Origin of the sequence: Streptococcus sp. LMAG:39 (genome assembly GCF_008680485.1) — a bacterium.
Classification (GTDB): domain Bacteria; phylum Bacillota; class Bacilli; order Lactobacillales; family Streptococcaceae; genus Streptococcus; species Streptococcus pasteurianus.
The window spans coordinates 598,644-625,053 of the sequence record NZ_NALE01000001.1 but is presented as its reverse complement, the minus strand read 5'-3'; the positions used below and the strand labels follow the sequence as shown (position 1 = coordinate 625,053).

Annotated in this window: 27 protein-coding genes; 24 read left to right on the top strand and 3 right to left on the bottom strand. The window is 36.8% G+C overall.

What is annotated here, in order from left to right; translation table 11 throughout:
• Positions 1–120 precede the first annotated feature (120 nt).
• Positions 121–1,002 carry a fructokinase ScrK gene (gene scrK, locus CCC20_RS02970; protein ID WP_013852147.1) on the top strand — a complete coding sequence of 294 codons (882 nt, stop codon included), beginning with the start codon at positions 121–123 and terminating at the stop codon, positions 1,000–1,002.
• A 120-nt stretch (positions 1,003–1,122) separates the two neighbouring features.
• On the opposite strand, the gene CCC20_RS02965 is transcribed toward scrK, so the two are convergent.
• Both CCC20_RS02965 and CCC20_RS02960 read right to left on the bottom strand, forming a co-directional pair.
• Positions 1,123–1,770 carry a metal-dependent transcriptional regulator gene (locus tag CCC20_RS02965; protein WP_013852146.1) on the bottom strand — a complete coding sequence of 216 codons (648 nt, stop codon included), beginning with the start codon at positions 1,768–1,770 and terminating at the stop codon, positions 1,123–1,125.
• Positions 1,771–1,922: 152 nt separating this feature from the next.
• Complete coding sequence (locus tag CCC20_RS02960; RefSeq protein ID WP_013852145.1) at positions 1,923–2,759, bottom strand: peptidylprolyl isomerase; 837 nt, start codon at positions 2,757–2,759, stop codon at positions 1,923–1,925.
• A gap of 185 nt (positions 2,760–2,944) precedes the next feature.
• Between CCC20_RS02960 and CCC20_RS02955 the strand changes: the two genes are divergently transcribed.
• The gene (locus CCC20_RS02955) at positions 2,945–5,353 is read left to right on the top strand and encodes a DNA translocase FtsK (protein WP_013852144.1); all 2,409 of its coding nucleotides are present in this window, start codon (positions 2,945–2,947) and stop codon (positions 5,351–5,353) included.
• Positions 5,354–5,386: 33 nt separating this feature from the next.
• On the opposite strand, the gene CCC20_RS02950 is transcribed toward CCC20_RS02955, so the two are convergent.
• Positions 5,387–5,737, bottom strand: coding sequence for a DUF3397 domain-containing protein (locus tag CCC20_RS02950; RefSeq protein WP_172456433.1), 351 nt, complete (start codon positions 5,735–5,737; stop codon positions 5,387–5,389).
• A 352-nt stretch (positions 5,738–6,089) separates the two neighbouring features.
• Here CCC20_RS02950 and rplK point away from each other — a divergent pair, with 352 nt between their 5' ends.
• From rplK to CCC20_RS02840, 22 genes are all read left to right on the top strand, one after another.
• The gene (rplK, locus tag CCC20_RS02945; protein WP_003065913.1) at positions 6,090–6,515 is read left to right on the top strand and encodes a 50S ribosomal protein L11; all 426 of its coding nucleotides are present in this window, start codon (positions 6,090–6,092) and stop codon (positions 6,513–6,515) included.
• 154 nt (positions 6,516–6,669) lie between these two features.
• The gene (rplA, locus tag CCC20_RS02940; RefSeq protein ID WP_003065909.1) at positions 6,670–7,359 is read left to right on the top strand and encodes a 50S ribosomal protein L1; all 690 of its coding nucleotides are present in this window, start codon (positions 6,670–6,672) and stop codon (positions 7,357–7,359) included.
• A gap of 205 nt (positions 7,360–7,564) precedes the next feature.
• Positions 7,565–8,302, top strand: a complete 738-nt coding sequence (gene pyrH / locus CCC20_RS02935) for a UMP kinase (RefSeq protein WP_003065905.1) — start codon at positions 7,565–7,567, stop codon at positions 8,300–8,302.
• Positions 8,303–8,324: 22 nt separating this feature from the next.
• Positions 8,325–8,882, top strand: coding sequence for a ribosome recycling factor (gene frr, locus CCC20_RS02930; protein ID WP_003065902.1), 558 nt, complete (start codon positions 8,325–8,327; stop codon positions 8,880–8,882).
• A 57-nt stretch (positions 8,883–8,939) separates the two neighbouring features.
• Positions 8,940–9,806, top strand: a complete 867-nt coding sequence (locus CCC20_RS02925; RefSeq protein ID WP_003065900.1) for a CvfB family protein — start codon at positions 8,940–8,942, stop codon at positions 9,804–9,806.
• A 284-nt stretch (positions 9,807–10,090) separates the two neighbouring features.
• Positions 10,091–10,600 (top strand): peptide-methionine (S)-S-oxide reductase MsrA, encoded by a 510-nt coding sequence (gene msrA / locus CCC20_RS02920; RefSeq protein ID WP_003065898.1) that lies wholly within the window; start codon positions 10,091–10,093, stop codon positions 10,598–10,600.
• The gene (locus tag CCC20_RS02915; RefSeq protein ID WP_003065897.1) at positions 10,597–10,812 is read left to right on the top strand and encodes a YozE family protein; all 216 of its coding nucleotides are present in this window, start codon (positions 10,597–10,599) and stop codon (positions 10,810–10,812) included. Before msrA ends, CCC20_RS02915 begins: the two co-directional genes overlap by 4 nt.
• A gap of 320 nt (positions 10,813–11,132) precedes the next feature.
• On the top strand, positions 11,133–12,302 hold the full coding sequence (locus tag CCC20_RS02910) for an MFS transporter (RefSeq protein ID WP_003065895.1): 1,170 nt from the start codon (positions 11,133–11,135) through the stop codon (positions 12,300–12,302).
• 89 nt (positions 12,303–12,391) lie between these two features.
• Positions 12,392–13,462: a PhoH family protein gene (locus tag CCC20_RS02905; protein WP_003065893.1), complete on the top strand. Its 1,071-nt coding sequence runs from the start codon at positions 12,392–12,394 to the stop codon at positions 13,460–13,462.
• Between the two features lie 102 nt (positions 13,463–13,564).
• Positions 13,565–13,765: a hypothetical protein gene (locus tag CCC20_RS02900; protein ID WP_003065890.1), complete on the top strand. Its 201-nt coding sequence runs from the start codon at positions 13,565–13,567 to the stop codon at positions 13,763–13,765.
• Between the two features lie 246 nt (positions 13,766–14,011).
• Complete coding sequence (gene ybeY, locus CCC20_RS02895; protein WP_003065889.1) at positions 14,012–14,509, top strand: rRNA maturation RNase YbeY; 498 nt, start codon at positions 14,012–14,014, stop codon at positions 14,507–14,509.
• Positions 14,490–14,897: a diacylglycerol kinase family protein gene (locus CCC20_RS02890; protein WP_003065887.1), complete on the top strand. Its 408-nt coding sequence runs from the start codon at positions 14,490–14,492 to the stop codon at positions 14,895–14,897. The genes ybeY and CCC20_RS02890 overlap by 20 nt, the downstream gene beginning before the upstream one ends.
• A gap of 58 nt (positions 14,898–14,955) precedes the next feature.
• Positions 14,956–15,852, top strand: coding sequence for a GTPase Era (gene era, locus CCC20_RS02885; protein ID WP_003065885.1), 897 nt, complete (start codon positions 14,956–14,958; stop codon positions 15,850–15,852).
• Positions 15,853–16,217: 365 nt separating this feature from the next.
• A complete protein-coding gene (gene mutM, locus CCC20_RS02880) occupies positions 16,218–17,039 on the top strand; it encodes a DNA-formamidopyrimidine glycosylase (RefSeq protein ID WP_117575479.1) in 822 nt (273 codons plus the stop codon).
• On the top strand, positions 17,036–17,629 hold the full coding sequence (gene coaE, locus CCC20_RS02875) for a dephospho-CoA kinase (RefSeq protein ID WP_282184897.1): 594 nt from the start codon (positions 17,036–17,038) through the stop codon (positions 17,627–17,629). The genes mutM and coaE overlap by 4 nt, the downstream gene beginning before the upstream one ends.
• Positions 17,630–17,746: 117 nt before the next feature.
• On the top strand, positions 17,747–18,955 hold the full coding sequence (locus CCC20_RS02870; RefSeq protein WP_003065879.1) for a multidrug efflux MFS transporter: 1,209 nt from the start codon (positions 17,747–17,749) through the stop codon (positions 18,953–18,955).
• Positions 18,952–19,098 carry a 50S ribosomal protein L33 gene (gene rpmG / locus CCC20_RS02865; RefSeq protein WP_013852139.1) on the top strand — a complete coding sequence of 49 codons (147 nt, stop codon included), beginning with the start codon at positions 18,952–18,954 and terminating at the stop codon, positions 19,096–19,098. The genes CCC20_RS02870 and rpmG overlap by 4 nt, the downstream gene beginning before the upstream one ends.
• A 127-nt stretch (positions 19,099–19,225) precedes the next feature.
• On the top strand, positions 19,226–19,462 hold the full coding sequence (gene secG, locus CCC20_RS02860) for a preprotein translocase subunit SecG (protein ID WP_003065877.1): 237 nt from the start codon (positions 19,226–19,228) through the stop codon (positions 19,460–19,462).
• 225 nt (positions 19,463–19,687) lie between these two features.
• A complete protein-coding gene (gene rnr, locus CCC20_RS02855) occupies positions 19,688–22,021 on the top strand; it encodes a ribonuclease R (protein WP_003065875.1) in 2,334 nt (777 codons plus the stop codon).
• Between the two features lie 46 nt (positions 22,022–22,067).
• Positions 22,068–22,535 carry an SsrA-binding protein SmpB gene (gene smpB / locus CCC20_RS02850; RefSeq protein ID WP_003065873.1) on the top strand — a complete coding sequence of 156 codons (468 nt, stop codon included), beginning with the start codon at positions 22,068–22,070 and terminating at the stop codon, positions 22,533–22,535.
• Between the two features lie 144 nt (positions 22,536–22,679).
• Positions 22,680–24,941, top strand: coding sequence for an alpha-galactosidase (locus CCC20_RS02845; RefSeq protein ID WP_003065872.1), 2,262 nt, complete (start codon positions 22,680–22,682; stop codon positions 24,939–24,941).
• Complete coding sequence (locus CCC20_RS02840; RefSeq protein ID WP_061100093.1) at positions 24,931–26,106, top strand: MFS transporter; 1,176 nt, start codon at positions 24,931–24,933, stop codon at positions 26,104–26,106. Before CCC20_RS02845 ends, CCC20_RS02840 begins: the two co-directional genes overlap by 11 nt.
• Positions 26,107–26,410 lie beyond the last annotated feature (304 nt).

Here is a 26,410-nt window from a genome sequence, read left to right as displayed (position 1 = left end):
TTTTCTAGTGATTTGGAGTGATGGAGCTTCTCAAAATGTTATTATGAAAATAAAAAGCGTAACACTTCTTTTTCGTTTAGTGTTGTGCCTTGAGTGAAACGAAAGGAATGATTTATAAAAATGACTAAATTATACGGTAGTGTAGAAGCGGGCGGAACCAAATTTGTTTGTGCCGTTGGAGATGAAAATTTCCAAGTTGTTGAAAAAGTACAATTTCCAACAACAACCCCTTATGAAACCATTGACAAAACAGTAGCATTCTTTAAACGTTTTGAAGCTGATTTGGCAGGAATTGCTATTGGTTCTTTTGGTCCAATCGATATTGATGAAAATTCAGAAACTTACGGCTATATCACAACCACTCCAAAACCACATTGGGCTAATGTTGACTTGGTTGGATTGATTTCAAAACACTTTAAGGTGCCAATGTATTTCACAACAGATGTTAACAGCTCTGCTTATGGTGAGACAATTGTTCGTAAAGGTGTTAAGAGCCTTGTCTATTACACAATCGGTACAGGTATCGGTGCTGGTGCAATTCAAAATGGTGAATTCATCGGCGGTATCGGTCATACAGAAGCTGGTCACGTTTATGTGGCTCCACATCCACAAGACGTTGCGAACAACTATACTGGTTTCTGTCCTTTCCACAAAGGTTGTTTAGAAGGTATGGCAGCAGGACCATCACTAGAAGGCCGTATAGGCATTCGTGGTGAATTGATTGAGTTGAATTCAGAAGTTTGGGACGTTCAAGCTTACTATATCGCACAAGCTGCAGTTCAAGCTACTCTTCTTTACCGTCCACAAGTTATTGTCTTTGGTGGTGGTGTTATGGCTCAAGAACACATGTTGAAACGCGTTCGTGATAAATTCACTGCTTTGTTAAATGGTTACGTACCAGTTCCAGATGTAACAGAATATATTGTGACACCAGGTGTTTCTGAAAATGGTTCTGCTACTCTTGGTAACTTTGCTTTGGCTAAAAAAGTATCTGAACGCTAATTATTAATGTCTAATAAACCATTGAGATTGAGGGAATCTAAGGAGATTCTATCCAATAAGCGAGCTCCAAATGAAAGGACTCCAAAACCTGGGTTTTGGAGTCCTTTTGTTATTGACTGATTATACTCGTTCAACATAAATTTGTTCAGCAATTCTTTCTGGGATAACCAATTGACGTGAGTGGTAGGCGAGTGTGTGTGTTTTGGCATAATCATCGACTTTTATCAACTCGACGACATCATTAATGGCTAATTCATGTTCTTCAAGGTAGTTTAGTAAATGAGCTTCATCGTGTGTTCGACTGATTTTGTAAGTTCCCAATGTTTCAATTTGACTGAGCGTTTGATGATGAATTTCTACTAAAAAGTCACCCTTTTTTGGAATTGTTCCACCGTGTGGACAAAATGCGGGAAAATTAAGATTTTCTTCCAAACGATCGATAAAAATGGTAGAAACCGTATGTTCTAAAACTTCAGCTTCTTGGTGAATTTCATCAGCATTGTAATGAAGATGGTTGGCTAGAAAAACTTCTATCAAACGGTGTTTTCGGTAAAGTTCTGAAACCAAAAGCAAGCCTTTTTTGGTCAGGTAGTAGCCAAGCTCTTTATCTTTGACAATGAGGTCCTCGGCAATCATTTTTTTGATCATTTCAGAAACAGCTGGCGCAGATACTTTCATTAATTCAGCAATGCGTTTGTTCGTGATTTTAGTTCTGGTTTCTCCAAGTTCATGAATACATTTTAAGTAATCTTCTTTATTTGGCGTCATATCGTCTCGCTTTCTGTTCTTATATTATAGCAAAAAATCTGTTTTTCTTGGGAGATTTGGCGTTTTAGCGGAATGATTTTAATAAAAAGGTAAGCAAAAAATCAAGGCAGGTTATCCTAGCTTGATTTTTTAATTATTTGAGGATCAATTCATTAATCAAAATCGTAGTCTTTCACGACCTCAATGCTTGTGATGGTAACATCAGTCGTTGGTTTATCATTGTCATCAGTGTCAACCGCAGCGATTTTATCAACTACATCCATGCCATCAATAACTTGTCCAAAGACAGTATAATTTTTATCTAAGCTTGGGTTACCGCCGTTAGCATAAGCATCAATAATCGATTGAGGATAATTATCTGATGAGAGTTGACTTGATTGGTCATCTGAATTTTGGTTGATGAAAAATTGGCTACCGTTGGTATCAGCACCAGCATTTGCCATGGCAAGAGCACCACGAATATTATAGAGGTAGGGTGAGATTTCATTGACAAATCCATTTCCTGAGTCGATACTCTTGTCTTTACCATTCCAGATAGATTGACCACCTGTGCCATCTCCGTTAGGATCACCTGATTGAATCATGAAATCTGAAATCACACGGTGAAATAGCAGACCATCATAATAACCGTCCTTGGCGTGTGTGAGGAAATTCTCGACCGCCAAAGGTGCGTATTTTGGAAAGAGTTTTAAGGTAATATCTCCCATAGAAGTGTGCATAATAACTTCTGCTTCGTCATTTGCGACATCTGTTGATAATTGAGGAAAGGCAGATTGGTCAGCACTCAAAGCTTTCTTTAATTCTTTTTGGTAAGCTTTTGATGAGGATGCGCTGGCGCTTGCTGAAGCAGAAGCAGCAGCTTCTGAAGAACTCGCTGCTATTTTTGCATTGACATAATCATCACCCCGAATAGCGCGTGTAATGCTTTCACAACCAGATAAACTAGCTAGGCATAATACCATTAATCCAAAAGACCAAAATTTTTTCATGTTGCCTCCTAAACAGCTCAAAATCATCAACAGCTTGTGGATATTCTGGTGATAACACGTGTGCATAATCATCATTTGAAATCAACTTATCCACAAGTTTATAAATAGAAGTGATATTAGTTATTCCATTTTATCATATTTTTATCGAAATAACCTAAAAGCTTAAAAAATGCTATAATAAGGTTATGGCAAAATCAAAAAGTAGAAAAAAAGGTCGTAAATCACGGCGACCAACAAAAGCAGAAATAAAAAGACAGAAAGCACTGCAACGTTTTATTTTGGCAATTGTGACAGCTGTTATTTTTTTCTTTGCGATTGCTCGTCTAGGAATTTTTGGCATAACAGTTTACAATATCGTCAGATTCGTGGTGGGAAGTTTGGCTTACTTCCTAATGTTTGCGGTACTTATCTATTTAATTGGATTTAAATGGTTTCATAAACAGACAGGGCTTGTCGGTGGTTTTGTGGTGACAATGATTGGGTTGTTGCTTGAATGGCATGCTTACCTATTTTCATTGATAGCTTATCGTGACAAGGAAGTCTTTTCCACAACAGCTCGCTTGCTTTATGGTGACATTATCAATTTTAAAGTAAGCAAGTTTGTCGGTGGAGGAATGCTTGGTGCTGTTCTTTATAAACCCGTAGCCTTTCTTTTTTCAAATGTTGGCACATTTCTGATCGGGACGTTGTTTATCATCTTGGGGCTCTTTTTGATGAGTCCGTGGGAAGTTTACGATATCGTAGAATTTTTTAAAGAAAAATCCCAAGAATGGGCTGCTAAAAACGAAATTAGAAAGCAAAAACGCTTTGTAAAACGAGAAGAGAAAAAAGCACTTGCTGAACAAAAACGTCAGGAAAAAGCTCAGAAAGAGGAAGAAGAACGCTTGGCTCAAATGACTGTTGACCAAGAAACAGGAGAAATTTTAGAGAATCCTACTGACAATGAGACTTCGCTATTTGATAATCTTCCAGAAAATGACTCACCTACTGAACCTGAAATTTTGGCATATGACCACACTTTGGATGGCTTAGAAGAACCGCCACTTGAAGATTATCCGACAATGGATTCGTCACCGTCGCAAGAAGCTACGCAAGCTATACTTGATGAAGAAGATGACGGCGAACCGTTAGAAGTTGATTTCACGGCGAAAGCAAATCTTCTTTATAAACTACCAACGATTGACTTATTTGCACCAGATAAACCTAAAAATCAGTCTAAGGAAAAAAATCTCGTTCGCAGAAATATCAAAGTCTTAGAAGATACGTTTAATAGCTTTGGGATTGATGTCAAAGTTGAACGTGCGGAGATTGGACCGTCTGTTACGAAATACGAAGTCAAACCAGCAGTTGGGGTGCGTGTTAACCGCATTTCAAATTTGGCCGATGATTTGGCACTTGCACTTGCCGCTAAAGATGTTCGTATCGAGGCACCAATTCCAGGAAAATCGTTGGTCGGTATCGAAGTTCCTAACTCAGAAATTGCAACGGTAACCTTCCGTGAACTTTGGGAACAAGCAAATACAGACCCTAATAAATTATTGGAAGTACCACTTGGTAAGGCTGTTAACGGAACAGCACGTACTTTTGACCTTGCTCGTATGCCACACTTGCTTGTCGCTGGTTCAACAGGTTCTGGTAAATCAGTTGCCGTTAATGGGATTATTGCAAGTATCTTGATGAAAGCTCGCCCAGACCAAGTCAAATTCATGATGATTGACCCTAAAATGGTTGAATTGTCAGTTTATAATGATATTCCGCATTTGCTAATTCCTGTAGTAACCAATCCACGTAAGGCAGCAAGAGCACTTCAAAAAGTGGTTGATGAAATGGAAAATCGTTATGAACTCTTTAGTCATTTTGGGGTGCGAAATATCGCAGGCTACAATGCTAAAGTTGAAGAATTTAATGCGCAATCTGAACAAAAACAAATTCCTTTACCATTGATTGTAGTTATTGTTGATGAGTTGGCTGACTTGATGATGGTTGCCAGCAAAGAAGTGGAAGATGCGATTATTCGTCTAGGGCAAAAAGCGCGTGCTGCGGGTATTCACATGATTCTTGCCACACAACGTCCGTCTGTTGACGTCATTAGTGGTTTAATTAAGGCTAATGTGCCATCACGTGTTGCCTTTGCTGTATCATCAGGGACAGATAGCCGTACCATTTTGGATGAGAATGGTGCTGAAAAACTTCTCGGTCGTGGTGACATGCTTTTCAAACCAATTGATGAAAATCACCCAGTCCGCTTGCAAGGCTCTTTCATTTCTGATGATGATGTGGAACGCATTGTTGATTTCATTAAAAACCAAGCTGACGCAGATTATGATGATAGCTTTGACCCAGGTGAGGTTTCTGAATCAGATTTGAAATCTGGTGGTGGCGTCCAAGAAGGTGACCCACTCTTTGAAGATGCTAAAGCTTTGGTACTTGAAACACAAAAAGCAAGTGCCTCAATGCTCCAACGTCGTTTGTCTGTTGGATTTAACCGTGCCACCCGTTTAATGGATGAATTAGAAGCAGCAGGTGTCATCGGACCAGCCGAAGGAACAAAACCACGTAAAGTTCTGATGACTAACCCAAATCCAGAAGCATAATAAAAAAACGTTAGCTCAATTGGCTAGCGTTTTTTATGTAATCGTAAAAATTAAAATCAGTATCATAATGTAAAAGAGAAAAGTCAAAATAAAACCAGAGCGCCAGAAAAATTTCCCAAAACGGCGGTAAGAAAAAGAATGATCTCTCCTAAGAAAAGTTACCGTTAAAATAATAGCGAGTAGTGACAGACAAATCAAATAATAAAAGAAAATACTACTCCCTAAAAATTTATTTCCCACCAATCCGATTTCAAAAGCAAAAATCGGAAAAGCAATGTCGGTAAATAGAATGCCAAAACGTTTTAATTTGAAAAATGTCACTAAAATATAAGCAAAAATTGGTGTCAAAAACACAAACGAGAAAGAAAATAATTTGTACATCATCATACTTTATATTTTATACTGAAACCTAAAAGATGTAAATGATTAGAGGGCTTTTCCTAAAATTTAGTTTGACTTTCTTTGTTAGTAAAAATGGACATCAATAATTTAACGTGGAATGGAAATAGGTTATTAGGAAAATCAATAGTGTCTGACGAAAAAATAGCTGGAAAGTGCTTAAATTTGATAACAGTTAATAAAAGTTGTCAAATCAAGGATTTTTAAGAAAATAAATGCAATAAACTCCTTGCTTTTTCCAAAAATTAATGTATAATGATAAGGTATGCTATTGAGCATATCTGTGGGAGGTAAAAATCTTAATTACCGCCAAAACCACAACAGGAGGATTTTATAAATGGCTAAAAAAGTCGAAAAAGTTGTTAAACTTCAAATTCCTGCTGGTAAAGCTACACCAGCTCCACCAGTTGGTCCAGCTCTTGGTCAAGCAGGTATTAACATCATGGGATTCACTAAAGAATTTAACGCTCGTACAGCTGATCAAGCTGGCATGATTATCCCAGTTGTTATCTCAGTATATGAAGATAAATCATTTGATTTCGTAACTAAAACTCCACCAGCTGCTGTTCTTTTGAAAAAAGCTGCAGGTGTTGAAAAAGGTTCAGGAACACCTAACACAACTAAAGTTGCAACAGTTACTCGTGCACAAGTACAAGAAATTGCTGAAACTAAAATGCCAGACTTAAACGCTGCAAATATTGAATCTGCAATGCGTATGATTGAAGGTACTGCTCGTTCTATGGGATTCACTGTTGTTGACTAATCAATAGCAACCCAATCTGTGATTAATTGAGGTAACCACACTGTACCGTTGAGATTAATTCACGTTAGACCCGCAAGACTTCATCGTAATTTGATGAGTGACGTGGGAGATTTTAAATCAAATCGATATGACCACATTACAAGGAGAATTTTAAATGGCTAAAAAAAGCAAACAAATGCGTGCTGCACTTGAAAAAATCGACAGCACAAAAGCTTACAGCGTAGAAGAAGCTGTGGCTCTTGCAAAAGAAACTAACTTCGCAAAATTTGATGCGTCTGTGGAAGTTGCATACAAACTTAACATTGACGTTCGTAAAGCAGACCAACAAATCCGTGGTGCAATGGTATTGCCAAACGGTACTGGTAAAACACAACGTGTTCTTGTATTTGCACGTGGTGCTAAAGCTGAAGAAGCTAAAGCTGCTGGTGCAGACTTCGTTGGTGAAGATGACCTTGTTGCTAAAATCAACGACGGTTGGCTTGACTTTGACGTAGTTATCGCTACACCAGACATGATGGCTATCGTTGGACGCCTTGGACGTGTTCTTGGACCTCGTAACCTTATGCCAAACCCTAAAACTGGTACAGTAACTATGGATGTTGCTAAAGCAGTTGAAGAATCTAAAGGTGGTAAAATCACTTACCGTGCTGATAAAGCAGGTAACGTACAAGCTATCATCGGTAAAGTATCATTTGATGCAGATAAATTGGTTGAAAACTTCAAAGCTATCCACGAAGTTGTCGTTAAAGCTAAACCAGCTACTGCTAAAGGTACATACATGACTAACTTGTCTATCACAACTACACAAGGTGTAGGTATCAAAGTAGATCCAAGTTCATTCTAATGTGATGATACAACAGAAAATCCGTTTCGTTGAAACGGATTTTTTTATGGACTGTGTGATTAATATAGAAAACAAAAAGGGAGCATTTTGTCATTGTAACATCATGATTTTGAAACCTTGAATCTTTCAAAATTCAGAGAATTTTGCTAGGTAAAACAGGTAAATTATGATAAAATAGTAAAGATAAAAGAAGGAGTAACTTGTAGTGGAACCTAAGTATAAACGTATTTTAATTAAATTATCTGGTGAAGCGTTAGCTGGTGAAAAAGGTGTGGGAATCGATCTTACAACCGTTCAAACTATCGCAAAAGAAATTGCTGAAGTACATAGTTCAGGTGTTGAAATTGCTTTGGTTATTGGTGGGGGAAATCTTTGGCGTGGAGAACCAGCTGCTGCAGCTGGTATGGATCGCGTACAAGCCGATTACACTGGTATGTTAGGTACAGTGATGAATGCCCTTGTAATGGCTGATAGTTTGCAACAATATGGAGTTGATACTCGTGTTCAAACAGCTATTCCAATGCAAAATGTAGCAGAACCTTATATTCGTGGTCGTGCACTTCGTCATCTTGAAAAAGGTCGCATTGTTATTTTTGGTGCTGGTATTGGTTCACCATACTTTTCAACAGATACAACAGCTGCCCTTCGTGCTGCTGAAATTGAAGCAGAAGCTATTTTAATGGCGAAAAATGGTGTTGATGGTGTCTATAATGCCGATCCTAAGAAAGATGCTAATGCCGTGAAATTCGATGAATTGACACATGGCGAAGTCATTCAACGTGGACTTAAAATTATGGATGCAACAGCTTCTACTCTTTCAATGGACAATGATATTGACCTTGTTGTCTTTAACATGAATGAAGCTGGTAATATTAAACGTGTTGTCTTTGGGGAATCCATTGGTACAACTGTTTCAAATAAAGCTGAACACCACAAAAAATAAGAAATGAGGATTAATAAAATCTATGGCTAATGCTATTATCGAAAAAGCTAAAGAACGCTTTGAACAATCACACAGTTCATTGGCACGCGAATTTGCAGCTATCCGTGCTGGTCGTGCTAACGCATCTCTTTTGGACCGTATCCAAGTAGAATACTACGGTGCCATGACACCACTTAATCAATTGGCTTCTATCACCGTTCCAGAAGCACGTGTTCTTTTGATTTCACCATTTGATAAATCATCTTTGAAAGATATTGAACATGCTATCAATGCTTCAGACCTCGGTATTAACCCCGCGAATGATGGTTCAGTGATTCGTTTGGTTATTCCTGCGCTTACTGAAGAAACTCGTAAAGAACTTGCTAAAGAAGTGAAAAAAGTTGGTGAAAATGCTAAAGTTGCTATCCGTAATATCCGTCGTGATGCTATGGACGAAGCTAAAAAACAAGAAAAAGCTAAAGAAATCACTGAAGACGAATTGAAAGTTCTTGAAAAAGATATTCAAAAAGCAACTGACGAAGCTGTTAAACACATCGATGCTATGACAGCTAACAAAGAAAAAGAATTGCTTGAAGTCTAATCAAAAAAGAAGGTATGGGGGTGGACTTTCCACCTCCTTTTATAAAGGAAAGAATACATGAATAATTTACTTGCCACTATTATCACAGGTCTTGTGATTGATGAGAATGCGAAAGCGTATTTTGTGCAAAAAGATGGCGTGACTTTTATGCTAGATAAGGCAGAAGGTGAGCATAAGATTGGCGATATGGTCAAAGGGTTTGCTTATACTGATGTGCACCAAAAAGCTCGTTTGACAACAGCTGACGTTGCCACAACACGTACGACTTATGGTTGGGGTGTCGTGACAGAAGTACGTCGTGATTTGGGTGTCTTTTTGGACACTGGACTTGCGGATAAGCAGTTTGTTGTTTCACTTGATGTGTTGCCAGATATGAAGGAATTGTGGCCTAAAAAAGGTGATAAACTCTATGTTCATCTGGATGTGGATAAAAAAGACCGTATCTGGGCAATTCCAGCGCAGCCAGAAGTTTTCCAAAAAATGGCTGGACCTGCTTACAATAATATGCAAAATGAAAAATTGCGCGCCATTGTCTATCGTTTGAAACTATCTGGAACATTTGTTTATCTCCCAGATAATAACATGCTTGGCTTTATTCATCCAAGTGAACGTTATGCTGAACCACGTCTTGGTGAAGAAGTAACGGCACGTGTCATTGGTTTTCGCGAAGTTGACCGTACGCTTAATTTGTCATTGAAACCACGTTCGTTTGAAATGTTGGAAAATGATTCTCAAATGATTTTGACGTATTTACAATCAAATGGTGGTTTTATGACCTTGAATGACAAATCATCGCCAGCTGATATTAAAGCAACGTTTGGCATCTCAAAAGGTCAGTTTAAAAAAGCGCTTGGCGGCTTGATGAAAGCACGAAAAGTCAAACAAGACCAATTCGGAACAGAATTAATTGACGAAGAAAAATAGCTTTGAAAAAGAATCCTGATGTTTTAGAAAGTGATGAATAGTATTTTTGAGCAATAAAAAAAGCTTGCCCAAAAAAGCTTAAGGTTTGGAATTAAATAAACTTGCTATTTAGTTTTCGGACTCGAGAAAAAATGTTCAGTGGACCGACTCGCTTTTCAATTTTCAGGCTCGTGAAAAAAATGTCCAGTGGACAACTCGCTTTTTAGTTTTTAGGCTCGTGAAAAAAATGTCCACTGGACATTTTTTTTGCTATAATATATTCACCATAATTTGGAGGTCATAGAATGGAACGTGCGATTTTTGCGGGTGGTTGTTTTTGGTGCATGGTACAACCTTTTGAAGAGCAAGAGGGGATTCTATCTGTTCGTTCGGGTTATACTGGGGGACATGTTGCAAATCCCACTTATGAGCAGGTTAAGGCGCATGAGACTGGTCATACAGAAGCGGTAGAAATCATTTTTGATGAGGAAAAGATTTCTTATGCGGATTTAGTTGAGATTTATTGGGCACAGACGGACCCAACGGATGCTTTCGGTCAGTTTGAAGACCGTGGTGATAATTACCGCCCTGTTATTTTTTATAGCGATGAGCGTCAGCGTCAAATAGCAGAGCAGTCAAAGGTAGCTTTGCAAGCTTCAGGTCGTTTTAAAGAGCCAATCGTAACAGCAATTGAGCCAGTTCAACCATTTTATTTGGCAGAAGATTACCATCAAGGTTTTTACAAGAAAAATCCTGAGCACTATGCCGAAAGTAGTACCATTAGACATCAATTTTTAAAGGAGAATTGGCAATGAGAAAATCATTTTATACTTGGTTAATGACGCAACGTAATCCTAAAAGTCATGAGCCAGTAGCCATTTTAGCGGATTTAGTTTTTGATGATACAACTTTTCCGAAACATACTGACAATTTTGAAACCATTAGTCGTTATTTGGAAGATGAAGCAGATTTTGCCTTTAATCTTAGCGAATTCGACAAAATTTGGGAAGAATACTTAGCGCATTAAGAGGTGAATCACCTCTTTTTTTGTGTAACAAAGCTGGTACAATATCATAAGAAATTTATTCTCTGTGAATTTGCGTGAATCGGCTTTATTTTCAAACTTTTTGTGCTATAATGGATGGCAATTACGATACAAAAACATAGAAATTTCAAGGGAGAGTGGGCTATATGCACGTAGATCAAATGATTTAACTCAATAACTGGCATTTGATAGGCTTTTAACTGACTTATAGGTCTGTCTAAAAGAAATCAAATTTTAAAATCTTATTTTGTTAATAATCTATGACTCTATGGAGAGTCTGACATATTTTAAGGAAATTTACTATGTTTAAAAAATCGTATCGTCATAATATTGCTTTAGTTGGAGCAAGTGAATTTTTCGGTTTTTTCGGAATCACAAGCTTCTGGCTTCTCTTTCTTAGTCAACATGGCATGAGTTTTGGTCAAATTGGGATTTTAGAAAGTCTTTTTCATCTGACCAGTCTCTTGTCTGAAGTGCCTTCAGGTGTCCTAGCTGACCGTTTTACTTACCGTACAAATCTTTATTTGGGACGTTTGATGTCAATATTGTCGTGTCTATTTATGCTATTTGGGCAAGGTCATTTTTGGATTTATGCATTTGGAATGGTACTGAACGCATGGGCATACAATTTTGATTCTGGCACAAGCACTGCCATGTTATTTGAATCGGCTAAAGAAGCAGGGTTAGAGGACAAGTTTCTCAAATTTTCAAGTTTTGTGTCTGCTGTTGCTGAAGCAACAAGAACGTTAGGCGCTGTTGTTGCAGGTTTTTTTGTTCATGGTTTATTGGATATGACGTATGTTATCCAAATTTTCTTCTCTTTGATAGTCATTATTTTGATTACTATGATGAAAGAGCCAGCGTTTAAGAAAGAACGAGAAGAGCCTGCAAGTTTATCGTGTATTTTAAAAACGGTTGTTCAGGAATTTAAAGTGAATCGACACTTATTTTATTGGCTCATCACTAGTCAAGTTTTTTGTGTCATGATGTGTATGTTTTATTTTTACTATCAAAATGAATTAGATATTTTCCCGTCATGGCAGATTAGTTTGCTGATGCTTATCTCTAGTGTTATCAATATTGGGGCTGTTTGGTTGGCAAGTAAGATTGGTAAACGGTTTAAAGCAGTCGCTCTTCTTCCTATCTTAGTTGGGGTGACGGGAATGCTTTACGTTTTAGCAATCACGAAATTACCTCTGATTTATATGATTATTTATTTGATGGCAGATGGGCTTTATGCTTTCTTTTTACCAATCTTTAATAATGATCTTCAAGTGATGATTCCAAGCGATGTGAGAGCCACAATGCTTAGTGTTACTGCCATGTTTTTCAGTCTGTTTATGATAGTCATTTTTCCGATGACTGGCTTTTTGATTGACTGGTTGGGTTTTTCACTAACATTTCTACTTTTAGGTATTGTATTAATGCTTTTAGCTCCGCTTTTCATTTTGAAGCGCAATGATTTGAAATAAAGATAGTTAAGAAATCACGCAAGTCGTGATTTTTTATGTTAAATAAGCTATAATAGGCTTATCAAATACAAAAGAAAGAGGGACTCTATTTGCAAGAGTATTCTGTTGAGATAACATTAAATCATCCTGATGATGTATTGGCGTTGTTTGGGTCAAATGAACGTCATTTGAAGCTGATTGAAGATAATCTTGGCGTTATTATCCATGCACGAACTGAGCGTGTGCAGATTTTGGGAGACGATGAGAAAAGTGTCGAGCTTGCGCGTGTGACTATCCAAGCGCTTTTGGTTTTGGTTTCGCGTGGGATGCTGGTTAATACATCAGACGTTGTGACAGCTCTTTCCATGGCACAGAATGGTTCAATTGATAAATTTGTTGCACTTTACGAAGAAGAGATCATTAAAGATAATTCTGGAAAGCCTATCCGTGTTAAAACTTTGGGACAAAAAGTTTACGTGGATAGCGTCAAATCACATGATGTGGTTTTTGGGATTGGACCAGCAGGAACTGGGAAAACTTTCTTGGCAGTAACTTTAGCGGTGACAGCTCTCAAACGTGGACAAGTCAAACGTATTATTTTAACGCGTCCAGCTGTTGAAGCTGGTGAAAGTCTTGGCTTTTTACCAGGGGATTTGAAAGAAAAAGTTGACCCTTATCTTCGTCCAGTTTATGATGCCCTTTACCAAATTTTAGGAAAAGAGCAAACAACACGTTTAATGGAACGTGATATTATTGAAATTGCTCCGCTGGCTTATATGCGTGGACGAACACTTGATGATGCTTTTGTGATTCTTGATGAAGCACAAAATACGACAATTATGCAAATGAAGATGTTCTTGACACGCCTTGGTTTCAATTCGAAAATGATTGTTAACGGTGACACTAGCCAGATTGACTTGCCTAAAAAAGTTAAGTCTGGTCTGATTGATGCGACTGAAAAATTACAACACATTAAACAGATTGATTTTGTCCATTTTTCAGCTAATGACGTTGTTCGTCATCCAGTTGTTGCTGAAATCATCAATGCTTATGAAAAAGCTGCACCAAAACAGCGCAGCTATTCTCTAAAAGTGTCAGAAGAATCTGTGGCTGAGTCAGGTTTTGCAAGCTATGAAACAATTGGTCAACCAGCTAGTGATAAAGAAGCAAATAATGATTAGAAAGAAAGTGGGACAGTTACAGGTCAATCATAAATTGGTGATGCAGGTAATGACCTTTACAAAGCTGCAACAGTAGCAGTTGTCAATAAATTCCACAACGCTATGGTTGGTGAATTAGAATACATCCATAACCCTAACGGAGACGAACAAGTTGCTATGATTGAACGTGGAAGCAAGGGAGCTGTTCTTGTCACCCTTGTCAGCGGCGACAAGTATTTGGATTCTGAAACAAACTTGGCAGATGGTACTTACACAGACCAAGTTTCAGGACGCCAGTTTAACGTTTATAACAAAGAGGTTTGAAATGATGATAGACTTATGATTAGAACTAATCCTTAACACTTCTCCTTGAAGAAGTAGCTTTACCCTGAGCTACTTCTTTTTCACAAGAAGATCAATCTTGCTATCAGTTAAAAAGTGAAAAACGATGAAAGTTGACCTGCTAAATTCTTGAGATAGTGGGGATGAGTGTTGTAAAGCGTACAGTAGCGGGCTTTATTTTATTATGGTATAATAGCCTTGATATAATTAGTTTGAAAGAAGATTTATATGTACGTTGAAATGATAGATGAAACTGGTCAAGTTTCAGAAGCAATTAAAAAACAAACCCTTGATTTATTACAATTTGCAGCTGAAAAGACAGGTAAAGACAATAAAGAAATGGCCGTGACTTTTGTGACAAATGAACGTAGTCATGAGTTGAACTTGGAATACCGTGACACAGACCGTCCAACAGATGTTATCAGCTTAGAATACAAACCAGAATCAAGTCTGTCATTTTCAGAAGAAGACTTAGAAGAAAATCCTGAACTGGCTGAAATGCTAGATGAATTTGACGCATACATCGGTGAATTATTCATTTCGGTTGATAAAGCGCGTGAACAAGCAGAAGAATATGGACATTCATTTGAACGTGAAATGGGCTTCCTTGCAGTACATGGTTTTTTACATATCAATGGTTATGATCATTACACCCCTGAAGAAGAAAAAGAAATGTTTACTTTACAGGAAGAGATTTTAACTGCCTATGGACTCAAGAGACAATAATTCACCTAAAAAGTGGAAAAATCGTACGTTAGTAGCGAGTATGGAATTTGCCATTACAGGTATTATCACAGCTTTCAAAGAAGAAAGAAACATGCGCAAGCATATGATTTCAGCTATTTTGGCGATCATAGCTGGCACTGTTTTTCGAATTTCGGTGACTGAGTGGCTCTTTTTGCTACTGGCAATTTTTTTAGTCATCACGTTTGAAATCATTAATTCGGCGATTGAAAATGTGGTCGATCTTGCTAGCAATTACCATTTTTCAATGTTAGCTAAAAATGCTAAGGATATGGCAGCGGGTGCGGTTTTAATAATTTCAGGCTATGCTGTTTTAACAGGATTGATTATTTTTGTACCGAAAATTATTGCCTTGATTTTTGCTGAATAGCCAAAACTTAGTTAGAGAGAATTGAAAGGAGCAGGGCGTTTAACGTCCTTTATATATTATGTTTAAATCAGGTTTTGTAGCGATTTTAGGTCGCCCAAATGTTGGAAAATCAACATTTTTAAATCATGTTATGGGGCAAAAAATTGCTATCATGAGTGATAAAGCTCAAACTACTCGTAATAAAATTATGGGAATTTACACGACGGATACGGAACAGATTGTCTTTATTGACACACCTGGGATTCATAAACCTAAAAATGCACTTGGTGATTTCATGGTAGAATCTGCTTACAGCACTCTTCGAGAAGTTGAAACAGTCCTTTTTATGGTGCCTGCTGATGAAAAGCGTGGTAAGGGGGATGATATGATTATCGAGCGTTTGAAGGCTGCTAAAATTCCTGTTATCTTAGTCATTAATAAGATTGACAAAGTGCACCCAGACCAACTTTTGGAACAAATTGATGATTTCCGTAGTCAAATGGATTTCAAAGAAATTGTGCCAATTTCAGCTCTTCAAGGGAACAATGTTGAAACATTGATGAACATTTTGAAAGATAATTTGGAGGAAGGGTTTCAATATTTCCCTGAGGACCAAATTACTGACCACCCAGAACGTTTCTTGGTGTCAGAAATGATTCGTGAAAAAATCTTGAAATTGACTGAACAAGAAGTGCCACATTCTGTTGCAGTTATCGTTGAGTCTATGAAACGTGACCCTGAAACGGATAAAGTGCATATCCGTGCGACAATTATGGTTGAACGTGATAGCCAAAAAGGGATTATTATCGGTAAGCAAGGGGCAATGCTCAAGAAGATCGGTAAAATGGCACGTCGTGACATTGAAATCATGCTTGGTGACAAGGTTTACCTTGAAACATGGGTTAAAGTTAAGAAAAATTGGCGTGATAAAAAACTTGACCTTGCTGACTTTGGTTACAACGAGAAAGAATATTAAGCGTAGCTTAGGTAGTTTTGTCAAAAATAACACTAAAACAGAGTGCTTGTTTAAAAGCAGCACTCTGTTTTATAATAAGCGTAGAAATGTTAACTCAAGAATTAAATAAATTTTAGAAAGGATAGAGGTTCTCAATTGAACCCGAGCGGAAAAGCTAGTGAAAAAGATGATGCGACTGGAAAATTAGGATTTTCCGCCTCATCCTTATTTGTTAAATTTTGTTTAGAAAGGAGTGCCAAGCGGTTGGTTGACTAGAACCCGCCTACGACTCTTTGAAAAAAGATAATCTTTCCTAGGTGTCTTATCACCTTCGTCAAGATTCCTATTTTTCTTTGAGTCGCTTAACGGCTTGGTATCGTATTGTTATGCCTGAATTACCTGAGGTTGAGACGGTTAGACGTGGTTTGGAGAGTCTGATTGTTGGTCGAAAAATTGTAGCTGTTGATGTTCGTGTGCCTAAGATTGTCAAGACAGATTTGGTGGCGTTTGAGACTGGGATTTTGGGGCAAACGTTTCAGAATATTGGAAGGCGTGGAAAATATTTACTATTAATGTTGAATAAGCAGGTGATTATTTCTCATTTGCGAATGGAAGGTAAGTATTTGCTTTTTCCAGAACAGGTGCCTGATAACAAACATTTTCATGTTCTTTTTCAACTTGATGATGGGTCAACGTTGGTTTATCAAGATGTTCGTAAGTTTGGGACAATGGAATTGTTGTATCTAAATCAGATAGAAGCTTATTTTCAAAAGAAAAAGCTCGGTCCTGAACCGACAAAGGAAACATTTGACTTATCAGAGTTCACTAGAAAATTGAAGGCTTCCAAGAAGATTATCAAGCCTTATCTTCTAGACCAAACTTTAGTTGTGGGGCTTGGAAATATTTACGTTGATGAGGCGCTTTGGGCAGCGAAAATTCACACAGAACGTGTTAGTTCGAGTTTAACAGATTCGGAAATAGCTTTGTTGCATGACGAGATTATTCAGATTTTGCAGCTAGGGATTGTAAAAGGTGGAACGACAATCAGAACGTATCATAATGCCTTTGGTGAGGATGGCAATATGCAGCAGTTTTTGCAAGTTTACGGTAAGACGGGCGAACCTTGTCCACGTTGTGCAACGCCGATTGAAAAAATCAAAGTAGGAGGTCGTGGGACACATCTTTGTCCTGCATGTCAAAAACGATGACAAAAATTATTGGAATCACTGGGGGAATTGCTTCAGGAAAATCAACAGTTGTGGCTGAAATTCGAAAGCAGGGCTATCAGGTTATTGATGCAGATCAAGTTGTGCATGAATTGCAAAAAAAAGGTGGCAAGTTGTATCAAACTTTAGTTGAATGGCTTGGACATGACATTCTGCAAGAAAATGGAGAGCTTGACCGTCAAAAATTAGGACACGCTATTTTTGGAAATAAAGAGATGATGGCAAAATCGTCAAGGTTGCAAAATGAGATTATTCGCCAAGAATTAGCTAATCGTCGCAATCAATTAGCCCAGACAGAGGAAGTCTTTTTCATGGATATTCCGCTGTTGATTGAGCTTGATTATATGGATTGGTTTGATGAGGTCTGGTTAGTTTATGTTGATGAAAAGACGCAGTTAGATCGTTTAGTGATGCGAAATCATTACACACGTTCTGAAGCACAACAACGTATTGCAAGTCAAATGTCAACAGAAGCTAAAAAAGCTTACGCTGATAAATTACTAGATAATCGTGGTAATCTACAAACGCTAAAAGGGCAGGTTGATCAATTGTTAAAAACATTATCGGACTGATTTTTAGCTGTATTTTTAGTGATTAAAACATAATACTTGTATAGGCAACTGTCTTTCTCATTTGACTAATATTGTGCTATAATATCAATTGACGTTTTTTAGAAAAGAGGGTGAACAATGATTAACAGCGAAATTAATTGGAAACAGAATTTGCGGGTAGCTTGGCTTGGTAACTTTTTTACCGGGGCAAGCTTTTCGCTTGTTATGCCTTTTATGGCTTTATATGTTGAACAACTTGGAGCACCTCAAAATAAGGTAGAATGGTATGCTGGTTTAGCGGTGTCACTATCAGCTTTGACTTCGGCTCTTATTGCTCCCGTATGGGGACGTTTGGCAGACCGTTATGGTCGTAAACCAATGATGGTAAGAGCAAGTTTGGTGATGACTTTTACCATGGGGGGGTTAGCTTTTGTTCCTAACGTTTTTTGGTTATTAGTCTTGCGTATCTTGAACGGTTTGTTTTCTGGTTATGTCCCTAATTCAACAGCCTTGATTGCCAGTCAAGCTCCCAAAAATCGTTCAGGTTATGCACTTGGAACACTAGCAACTGGTGTTATCGGTGGTAGTTTGGTAGGACCGTTATTGGGTGGTGTTCTTGCTGAAATCTTGGGTATTCGTCAAGTTTTTCTTTTGGTCGGTTTTATTTTATTGATTTGTAATCTGATGACTATTTTTCTTGTTAAAGAGGATTTCCAACCAGTTACTAAGGCAGAAGTTCTATCAACACGTGACCTATTTTCATCAATTAAGGATAAGCAAATTTTAATTGGTCTTTTTGTGACTAGTATGATTATCCAAGTATCAGCACAATCTATTGCTCCAATTTTGACCTTGTATATTCGTCATCTGGGTCAAACGGAGAACTTGATGTTTGTCTCGGGTTTGATTGTGTCTGCACTAGGATTTTCAAGCATGCTCTCAAGCTCGACTCTTGGGAAAATTGGTGATAGAATAGGTAATCATAGATTACTTTTGATTGCTCTGTTTTATAGCTTTAGTATGTATGTGCTTTGCGCCCTTGCTCAAAATTCATTACAATTAGGCATTGTCCGCTTTTTGTACGGTTTTGGTACGGGTGCATTGATGCCGAGTATTAATTCATTGTTGACTAAAATCACACCACGCGAGGGAATTTCACGTATTTTTAGTTATAATCAAATGTTTATGAATATAGGACAAGTTATTGGACCTTTTATTGGGTCAGCAATCGCAACTGATTTGGGATACCGTTCGGTTTTCTATGTGACTAGTCTTATCGTCTTTATAAACTTTGTTTGGAGCCTTATCAATTTTAGAAAATACTTGAAAGTTAAGGAAATTGTGTGAGAGTAAAGATTAATTTAGAATGTAGCAGTTGTGGCAGTAAGAATTATTTGACAAGTAAAAATAAAACAACTCATCCAGAGCGTATTCAAGGTTTAAAATATTGTCCGAAAGAGCGAAAAGTGACCTTACATATTGAATCTTAGGGATTTTTATGTTAGAATAATCAAGACCATAGTGTAGGAAAGGAATAGAACTCAGACTGAAAGTGCCAAATCATGACCAACTCAATTGATTTGAAAATAACTTTCTGACGCGTTCTTAGTGAAAAAGATGTACAATATACTACTGACAACTTTGCTGGTATTATCTGTTATTATTGTAATTGCTATTTTCTTGCAACCACAAAAAAATCCAAGTGGCAATGTATTTGATAACAGCGGTTCAGAAGCTTTGTTTGAACGTACTAAAGCGCGTGGCTTCGAAGCGTTTATGCAACGTTTTACAGCAGTTCTAGTTTTCTTTTGGCTAGCAATTGCTTTGGCGCTAGCGATTTTATCAAGTAAATAGATAGCAACTAACGAGGCTAAATAGTGGCTTACGTTGGCTGCGCATCTTGAATTTTGTACGAAAATTCATGGGCTGGTCACTCAGCTCATTTTTTATTATGAAGTCGTAAAAGTCTTGTTTACGACCTATTAGAATGAAGTAGAATACGAGAGGAAAATTATTGAGTTAAGCCTAGCTAGGCATTTTATGTCTGATTTTTACTAGGAATACTTACAATCACAAATTATGAACGAAAAAATTATTGCTTATTTAGGGGAGCATGGAAAAGTCAATATTAATGAATTGGCTGCTGGGCTAGACATGGCTGGCGCTGAAAAATTTCCAAAGCTTATCAAAGAGATTTCAAAATTGGAAAGCCAAGGAAAACTGCGTTTTGATGACTATGGGAACCTTGCTCTTCGTAAAAAAATAGAGAAGAAAAAAGAAATCACCGTTACGGGTGTTTTTCGTGCTAACAAAGCTGGTTTTGGTTTTTTAGCGGTTGACGAAAATGAAGATGACATGTTTGTCGGACGTAATGACGTTGGTCATGCGGTTGACGGAGATACGGTTGAAGCGGTTGTTAAAAAGCCAGCTAATCACTTGAAAGGTACAGCTGCTGAGGTTCGCATTGTCGGCATTGTTGAGCGTAGCTTAAAAACGGTTGTTGGGAAATTTATTCTTGATGACGAAAAACCAAAATACGCTGGTTACATTAAATCCAAAAATCAAAAAATTCAACAAAAGATTTATATCAAGAAAGAGCCTGTTCTGCTTGACGGCACTGAGATTATCAAGGTTGACATTGATAAATACCCAACACGAGGCTATGATTATTTTGTTGGTCATGTGCGTGACATCGTTGGACACCAAGGTGATGTTGGTATTGATGTGCTTGAAGTCCTTGAATCAATGGACATCAAATCAGAATTTCCAGAAGATGTTATGGCTGAAGCTAATGCAGTTTCAGATGCGCCGTCTGAGAAAGACATGGTTGGGCGTGTTGATTTACGTAATGAAATCACCTTTACCATTGATGGTGCAGATGCCAAAGACCTAGATGATGCTGTTCATATTAAATTGCTCAGCAATGGTAATTTTGAGCTCGGTGTTCATATTGCGGACGTTTCATACTATGTCACAGAAGGCTCTGCGCTTAATCGTGAAGCTGTTGCTCGTGGGACATCAGTTTATGTGACTGACCGTGTAGTTCCAATGCTGCCTGAACGTTTGTCAAATGGTATTTGTTCGTTAAATCCTAATGTTGACCGTTTGACACAATCATGTTTAATGGAAATTGACTGCAATGGTCACGTTGTTAATCACCAAATTTGTCAATCAGTCATTAAGACAACTTTCCGTATGACTTACAGCAATGTCAATGACATTATTGCTGGTGATGAAGAATTGATTGAGCAATATCAACCAATCGTTGACTCTATTCATCATATGACTGCTCTTCACAATATTCTTGAAACCATGCGCATGCGCCGCGGTGCTCTTAACTTTGATACGAGCGAAGCCAAGATTATTGTTAATGATAAAGGAATGCCAGTTGATATTGTGCTTCGTCAACGTGGTATTGCTGAACGCATGATTGAATCTTTCATGTTAGCAGCTAATGAAACAGTTGCAGAGCATTTTGCAAAACGTAAATTGCCATTTATTTACCGTATCCATGAAGAACCAAAAGCTGAAAAATTACAAAAATTCCTTGATTATGCTAGCATTTTTGGCGTTCAAATCCATGGTACAGCTAACAAAATCACTCAACAAGCTTTGCAAGATTTCATGGCAAAAGTAGAAGGTAAACCAGGCGCAGAAGTGTTAAACATGATGCTTCTTCGTTCAATGCAACAAGCACGTTATTCTGAACATAATCACGGACACTATGGTTTGGCTGCGGAGTACTATACTCACTTCACAAGTCCAATTCGTCGTTATCCTGATTTGCTTGTTCACCGCATGATTCGCGAATACACACAACTCACTGATGAGAAAATCGAACACTTTAGAAATGTGATTCCAGAATTGGCAACGTCATCTTCAACCCTTGAACGTCGTGCTATTGATGCTGAACGTGTCGTTGAAGCCATGAAAAAAGCCGAATACATGGAAGAATACGTTGGTCAGGAATTTGACGGTGTGGTTGCTAGTGTCGTGAAATTTGGGATGTTCATCGAATTGCCAAATACAATCGAAGGACTTGTTCACATCACAACTCTGCCAGAATTTTACAATTATAACGAACGTACATTGACCCTTCAAGGTGAAAAATCAGGAAAAGTTTTTCGTGTTGGTCAACCGATTAAAATCAAATTAACACGTGCTGATAAAGAAACTGGCGATATTGACTTTGAATACATTCCAAGTGAGTATGATGTGGTAGAGAAAGTTAAAAAATCACGCAAAGACCGTTCTGGTAAAGAAAAGCGTCGTCCAAAAACAGATAACCACAAAGGTTCAAAATCAAGCAAACCACGAAATCGTAAATCTTCCACTTCAACTTCTAAAAAGTCAGGCAAGAAACCTTTCTACAAAGAAGTTGCTAAGAAAAAATCACGTAAAGCTAAAAAATAAAACTGCTAATTAAGATAATCACTAATTTTCAAGAGAGGTATCTAATATGCCAAAAGGTGATGGAAATGTTGTTGCACAAAATAAAAAAGCGCGTCATGACTATAACATCGTTGATACAATTGAAGCAGGGATTGTTCTGACAGGAACAGAAATCAAGAGCGTTCGCGCTGCACGTATTCAGCTCAAAGATGGCTATGCCCAAATCAAAAATGGTGAAGCTTGGCTAATTAATGTTCATATTTCACCTTTTGAACAAGGAAATATTTGGAATCAAGCCCCTGAGCGCACCCGTAAATTATTGCTAAAAAAACGCGAAATCGAAAAATTATCAAATGACCTAAAAGGAACAGGGATGACTCTTGTACCACTTAAAGTCTATTTGAAAAATGGCTTCGCTAAAGTTTTGCTTGGTGTGGCAAAAGGGAAGCATGATTATGACAAACGTGAGACCATCAAACGTCGTGAACAAGACCGCGACATCAAACGCCAAATGAAAAATTTCAATGCAAGGTAAAATGGATTTACAATACTGACAAGAAATTAAAGTATATAAAAATTAATTGAATGTTTAATTTTGATAAAAAACAGTTATAAAAAACGCTTACATTTTTTGTAAGCGTTTTTTATAATGTTTTTATAAAGAAATGGAGGCGTACTTATGCATACAGATTATGAAATGAATATTATTTACCAGTCCAAAAACCAACAATTTCATTTATTTAATGGGGAGATAAGTTATATTTTTAGGGTATCAGGAGATGGTAAATTACTACACTTATATTATGGTGAAACTTTACCAGATAATGACTATAGTCATTTAATTGAGATGCATCACAGACCTATGAGTACTTATCGAAATGAAAATGATTTATTATACTCTTTAGAACACTTAAGACAAGAATTTCCTGAATATGGTACAACTGATTTTAGACATCCAGCTATTTCTATATTACAGAAAAATGGATCTCGTCTAACAGATTTTGTTTATATAGGCCATGAAATAGAAGATGGAAAGCCAAGATTAGAAGGTTTACCAGCGACTTACGTTGATAGAGATAGTGAAAGTAAAACACTGAAAGTTTACCTTTTAGATGCTATTACGAGCATTCAAGTAGAGTTATTATATACAATATATAGAGATTATCCTGTTATTACTCGTAGTGTACGAATTATAAACAAAGGAAAAGAGAGTCAAATAATTGAAAATATTAGCAGTTTATCATTAGATTTACCAGATGCTGATTATGAATGGCAACAACTCTCTGGTGCTTGGGGACGTGAGAGAACCATTAAATCGCGTACTTTACAACAAGGGATTCAATCAATTGAGTCTACGCGAGGTATCTCAAGTCATCAACATAATCCATTTGTTACTTTAAAAAGGAAAAATACTGATGAAAATCAAGGAGAAGCTATTGGTGCAGCTTTAGTTTATTCAGGAAATTTTTTAATTCAAGCAGAAGTAGATACATGGGATGTTACCAGACTTCAAATTGGTATCAATCCATTTGGATTTAATTGGCAACTTAATTCTGGTGAGACGTTTACAACACCAGAAGCAATTCTAGTTTATTCAAGTACAGGTTTAAACGGTATGAGTCAAACTTTTCACCAACTATTTAGAAAACGTTTGGCTCGTGGTGAGTGGCGAGAAAAAGATAGGCCAGTTTTAATTAATAATTGGGAAGCAACATATTTTGATTTTGATGAAGATAAGTTAGTTAGTATTGCTAAAAAAGCTTTTGATGTTGGTATAGAATTATTTGTATTAGATGATGGCTGGTTTGGAAACCGAGAAAATGATTGTGCTGGATTAGGGGATTGGTATGTAAATCCTAAAAGATTACCTGAAGGGATTAGTAGCCTCTCGGAAAAAATTCGTAGTTTTGGTATGAAATTTGGCTTATGGTTTGAACCTGAGATGGTGAATAAGGATAGCGAATTATATCGTAAACATCCAAATTGGATTATTTCGACACCAAATCGCAAACCTCATCATGGTAGAAATCAATATGTTTTAAATTTTGGTTTAGATGAAGTTGTTGAAAATATTTTTGATCAAATGTGTAAAATTATTGATGAATCTAAGTTGGATTATATAAAATGGGATATGAATCGACCGTTAACTGATGTGTTTGATAGTCATTTGTCAGCAAATCAACAAGGAGAAGTGTTCCACAGATATATACTAGGTGTATATCGTTTATATGAAAAACTGATAACAAAATATCCTAATATATTATTTGAATCTTGTTCTTCAGGTGGAGGACGCTTTGATCCTGGAATGCTATATTATGCTCCTCAAGCTTGGGCTAGTGACGATTCAGATGCAATTGAAAGACTAAAAATTCAGTACGGAACGAGCATGCTTTATCCTATATCATCTATCGGATCTCACGTTTCGATTGTTCCTAACCATCAAACAAACCGTATTGTACCTATCAAAACTAGAGGAAATGTAGCATTTTTTGGTGCTTTTGGATATGAGCTTGACTTAAATGAATTGAATGAAGACGATCTTAGTATTGTTAAAGAACAAATTAGCTTTTATAAAAAATATAGAAATTTAATCCATAATGGTACTTTTTATAGATTATTGTCTCCTTTTGATAACGACAATCAAACCTCATGGATGGTCGTCAGTCACGATAAGAAAATTGCTATTGTAGCTCATTATAAAACATTAAATGAGGTAAATGCCTCTTATCGACGTTTAAAATTAAAAGGACTGGATAGTAATAGGCTCTATCAAGTGGAACAAAATGGTTTATATTCTGGTGCAGAATTGATGAAAGCTGGTTTAGTTTGTTCAGATGCTTCTAGTGGACAAATAAATGATCAGAACCAACGTCCAGAAACATTTGACTTTGATTCTAAAGTTTGGGTTATAAAACAGGAGGAGAGCGACGATGAACAATAACAAAAGTATACTTCAAAAAGGAGCAATTTTAAGTATTTCATTAATGCTAACAAGTTCTCAGGCAATAAATGGCATTATTCCACAAATGAAACAGTCTTTAGGAATATCGCAAAGTCAAAGTGAACTTTTAGGTACTGTTCCAAGTGTGACAGTTATTATATTTATTTTGTTATCTAGTTATTTTGCAAAGAGAGTAGGAATGAAAAAAACAATAATTTTAGGATTATTGTTAGCTGGTGTAGGTGGTATCCTACCAGCTTTTATGGCTAATTTTCAAATAGTACTTATTAGTCGAGTAATACTTGGAGCTGGTTTGGGGTTATACAATTCATTGGCTGTTACATATATTAGCTCTCTATATAGTGGTGATACTAGAGCAACGCTATTGGGAATTAGAAATTCAATGGAAGCTTTAGGGCAAACAATTCTTATTTTTTTAGCTGGACTTCTAGTGAATATTACTTGGACAGCTTCCTTTTTAGTTTATGCAGTAGCGTTTCCTATAGCTTTCTTATTTGCAATGAAAGTTCCCGAGATTAGAAATGAACAAAATGACATTTCCAAAAATGATGTCAAAGAAAAAATGAATCCGATAGTTTTTGTTCTAGTCTTATTTGCAATTTTACTGGTAATGAATAGCATTGCTATTTCAGTACGATTTGCATCTATTGCTACTGAAATCAAAGGAGGAGAGTTTAATGCTAGTAATTATTTGGCTTTAATGCCTATTTTAGGAATACTAGCAGGATTTATATTCGGACCAGTAAATAAATGGATAGGAAAAGGAACACTATATTTAGGAATTATATTTTATATCGTTTCAAATCTATTAATTGCCACGTCAAATGGTAACATGACGTTTTTATTGATGGGGTTGTTCTTATCGAGTATAACAGGATCATGGTGTTTCCCATTTATTTTTAGTAACTTAGATAAAGTAACTACAAAGAATACCATTAACTTTGCTACTTCATTGATTTTTATTGGCTGTAATATTGGTAACTTTATTGCTCCTATTGTTATGGAATTGGCACAACTTCTGACTGGAAGTACACACTTAACAGCCCCATTTTATGTGTTTGCCGGAATCTTTATGCTTGTTTTATTTGTGACCTTTTTTATGACGAAGAGAAAAACTGATAGGGTAGTGACTAATTCAATTTGATTAACAAATACTGAACTATCGTTCATAACTTTTTAGTTTAATTAAAGTATTGATGATTTATTGATTTTAGAAAAAGTATTTGGCTTAAATAAAAAGGAGAAGTATCAAAATAATGTTGCATAAAAAAATCATTATGAGATGACATTTTCATTATTTTAGAGTTGGTATAATACTTGATATTGTGGACGATTGCTCAGAATATTGCTATGGTCATCAAGAAATCTAAGAGTTTGAGTTATCCATTTAACGCTCCTTAATCCATTTCTTGCAATTAAAATATGACTGTGGTAGAATACGATTAAAT

Excerpts from the sequence above, each read along its gene's own strand:
- CCC20_RS02845 (WP_003065872.1), top strand. The coding sequence starts at position 22,680 with ATGCATACAGATTATGAAATGAATATTATTTACCAGTCCAAAAACCAA.
- CCC20_RS02965 (WP_013852146.1), bottom strand. The coding sequence starts at position 1,770 with ATGACGCCAAATAAAGAAGATTACTTAAAATGTATTCATGAACTTGGA.
- smpB (WP_003065873.1), top strand. The coding sequence starts at position 22,068 with ATGCCAAAAGGTGATGGAAATGTTGTTGCACAAAATAAAAAAGCGCGT.
- rplK (WP_003065913.1), top strand. The coding sequence starts at position 6,090 with ATGGCTAAAAAAGTCGAAAAAGTTGTTAAACTTCAAATTCCTGCTGGT.
- CCC20_RS02870 (WP_003065879.1), top strand. The coding sequence starts at position 17,747 with ATGATTAACAGCGAAATTAATTGGAAACAGAATTTGCGGGTAGCTTGG.
- ybeY (WP_003065889.1), top strand. The coding sequence starts at position 14,012 with ATGTACGTTGAAATGATAGATGAAACTGGTCAAGTTTCAGAAGCAATT.
- CCC20_RS02915 (WP_003065897.1), top strand. The coding sequence starts at position 10,597 with ATGAGAAAATCATTTTATACTTGGTTAATGACGCAACGTAATCCTAAA.
- CCC20_RS02910 (WP_003065895.1), top strand. The coding sequence starts at position 11,133 with ATGTTTAAAAAATCGTATCGTCATAATATTGCTTTAGTTGGAGCAAGT.
- CCC20_RS02900 (WP_003065890.1), top strand. The coding sequence starts at position 13,565 with ATGGTTGGTGAATTAGAATACATCCATAACCCTAACGGAGACGAACAA.
- frr (WP_003065902.1), top strand. The coding sequence starts at position 8,325 with ATGGCTAATGCTATTATCGAAAAAGCTAAAGAACGCTTTGAACAATCA.
- msrA (WP_003065898.1), top strand. The coding sequence starts at position 10,091 with ATGGAACGTGCGATTTTTGCGGGTGGTTGTTTTTGGTGCATGGTACAA.
- secG (WP_003065877.1), top strand. The coding sequence starts at position 19,226 with ATGTACAATATACTACTGACAACTTTGCTGGTATTATCTGTTATTATT.
- CCC20_RS02890 (WP_003065887.1), top strand. The coding sequence starts at position 14,490 with ATGGACTCAAGAGACAATAATTCACCTAAAAAGTGGAAAAATCGTACG.
- mutM (WP_117575479.1), top strand. The coding sequence starts at position 16,218 with ATGCCTGAATTACCTGAGGTTGAGACGGTTAGACGTGGTTTGGAGAGT.
- CCC20_RS02955 (WP_013852144.1), top strand. The coding sequence starts at position 2,945 with ATGGCAAAATCAAAAAGTAGAAAAAAAGGTCGTAAATCACGGCGACCA.
- coaE (WP_282184897.1), top strand. The coding sequence starts at position 17,036 with ATGACAAAAATTATTGGAATCACTGGGGGAATTGCTTCAGGAAAATCA.
- CCC20_RS02960 (WP_013852145.1), bottom strand. The coding sequence starts at position 2,759 with ATGAAAAAATTTTGGTCTTTTGGATTAATGGTATTATGCCTAGCTAGT.
- rplA (WP_003065909.1), top strand. The coding sequence starts at position 6,670 with ATGGCTAAAAAAAGCAAACAAATGCGTGCTGCACTTGAAAAAATCGAC.
- CCC20_RS02925 (WP_003065900.1), top strand. The coding sequence starts at position 8,940 with ATGAATAATTTACTTGCCACTATTATCACAGGTCTTGTGATTGATGAG.
- CCC20_RS02950 (WP_172456433.1), bottom strand. The coding sequence starts at position 5,737 with ATGATGTACAAATTATTTTCTTTCTCGTTTGTGTTTTTGACACCAATT.
- era (WP_003065885.1), top strand. The coding sequence starts at position 14,956 with ATGTTTAAATCAGGTTTTGTAGCGATTTTAGGTCGCCCAAATGTTGGA.
- rnr (WP_003065875.1), top strand. The coding sequence starts at position 19,688 with ATGAACGAAAAAATTATTGCTTATTTAGGGGAGCATGGAAAAGTCAAT.
- CCC20_RS02840 (WP_061100093.1), top strand. The coding sequence starts at position 24,931 with ATGAACAATAACAAAAGTATACTTCAAAAAGGAGCAATTTTAAGTATT.
- scrK (WP_013852147.1), top strand. The coding sequence starts at position 121 with ATGACTAAATTATACGGTAGTGTAGAAGCGGGCGGAACCAAATTTGTT.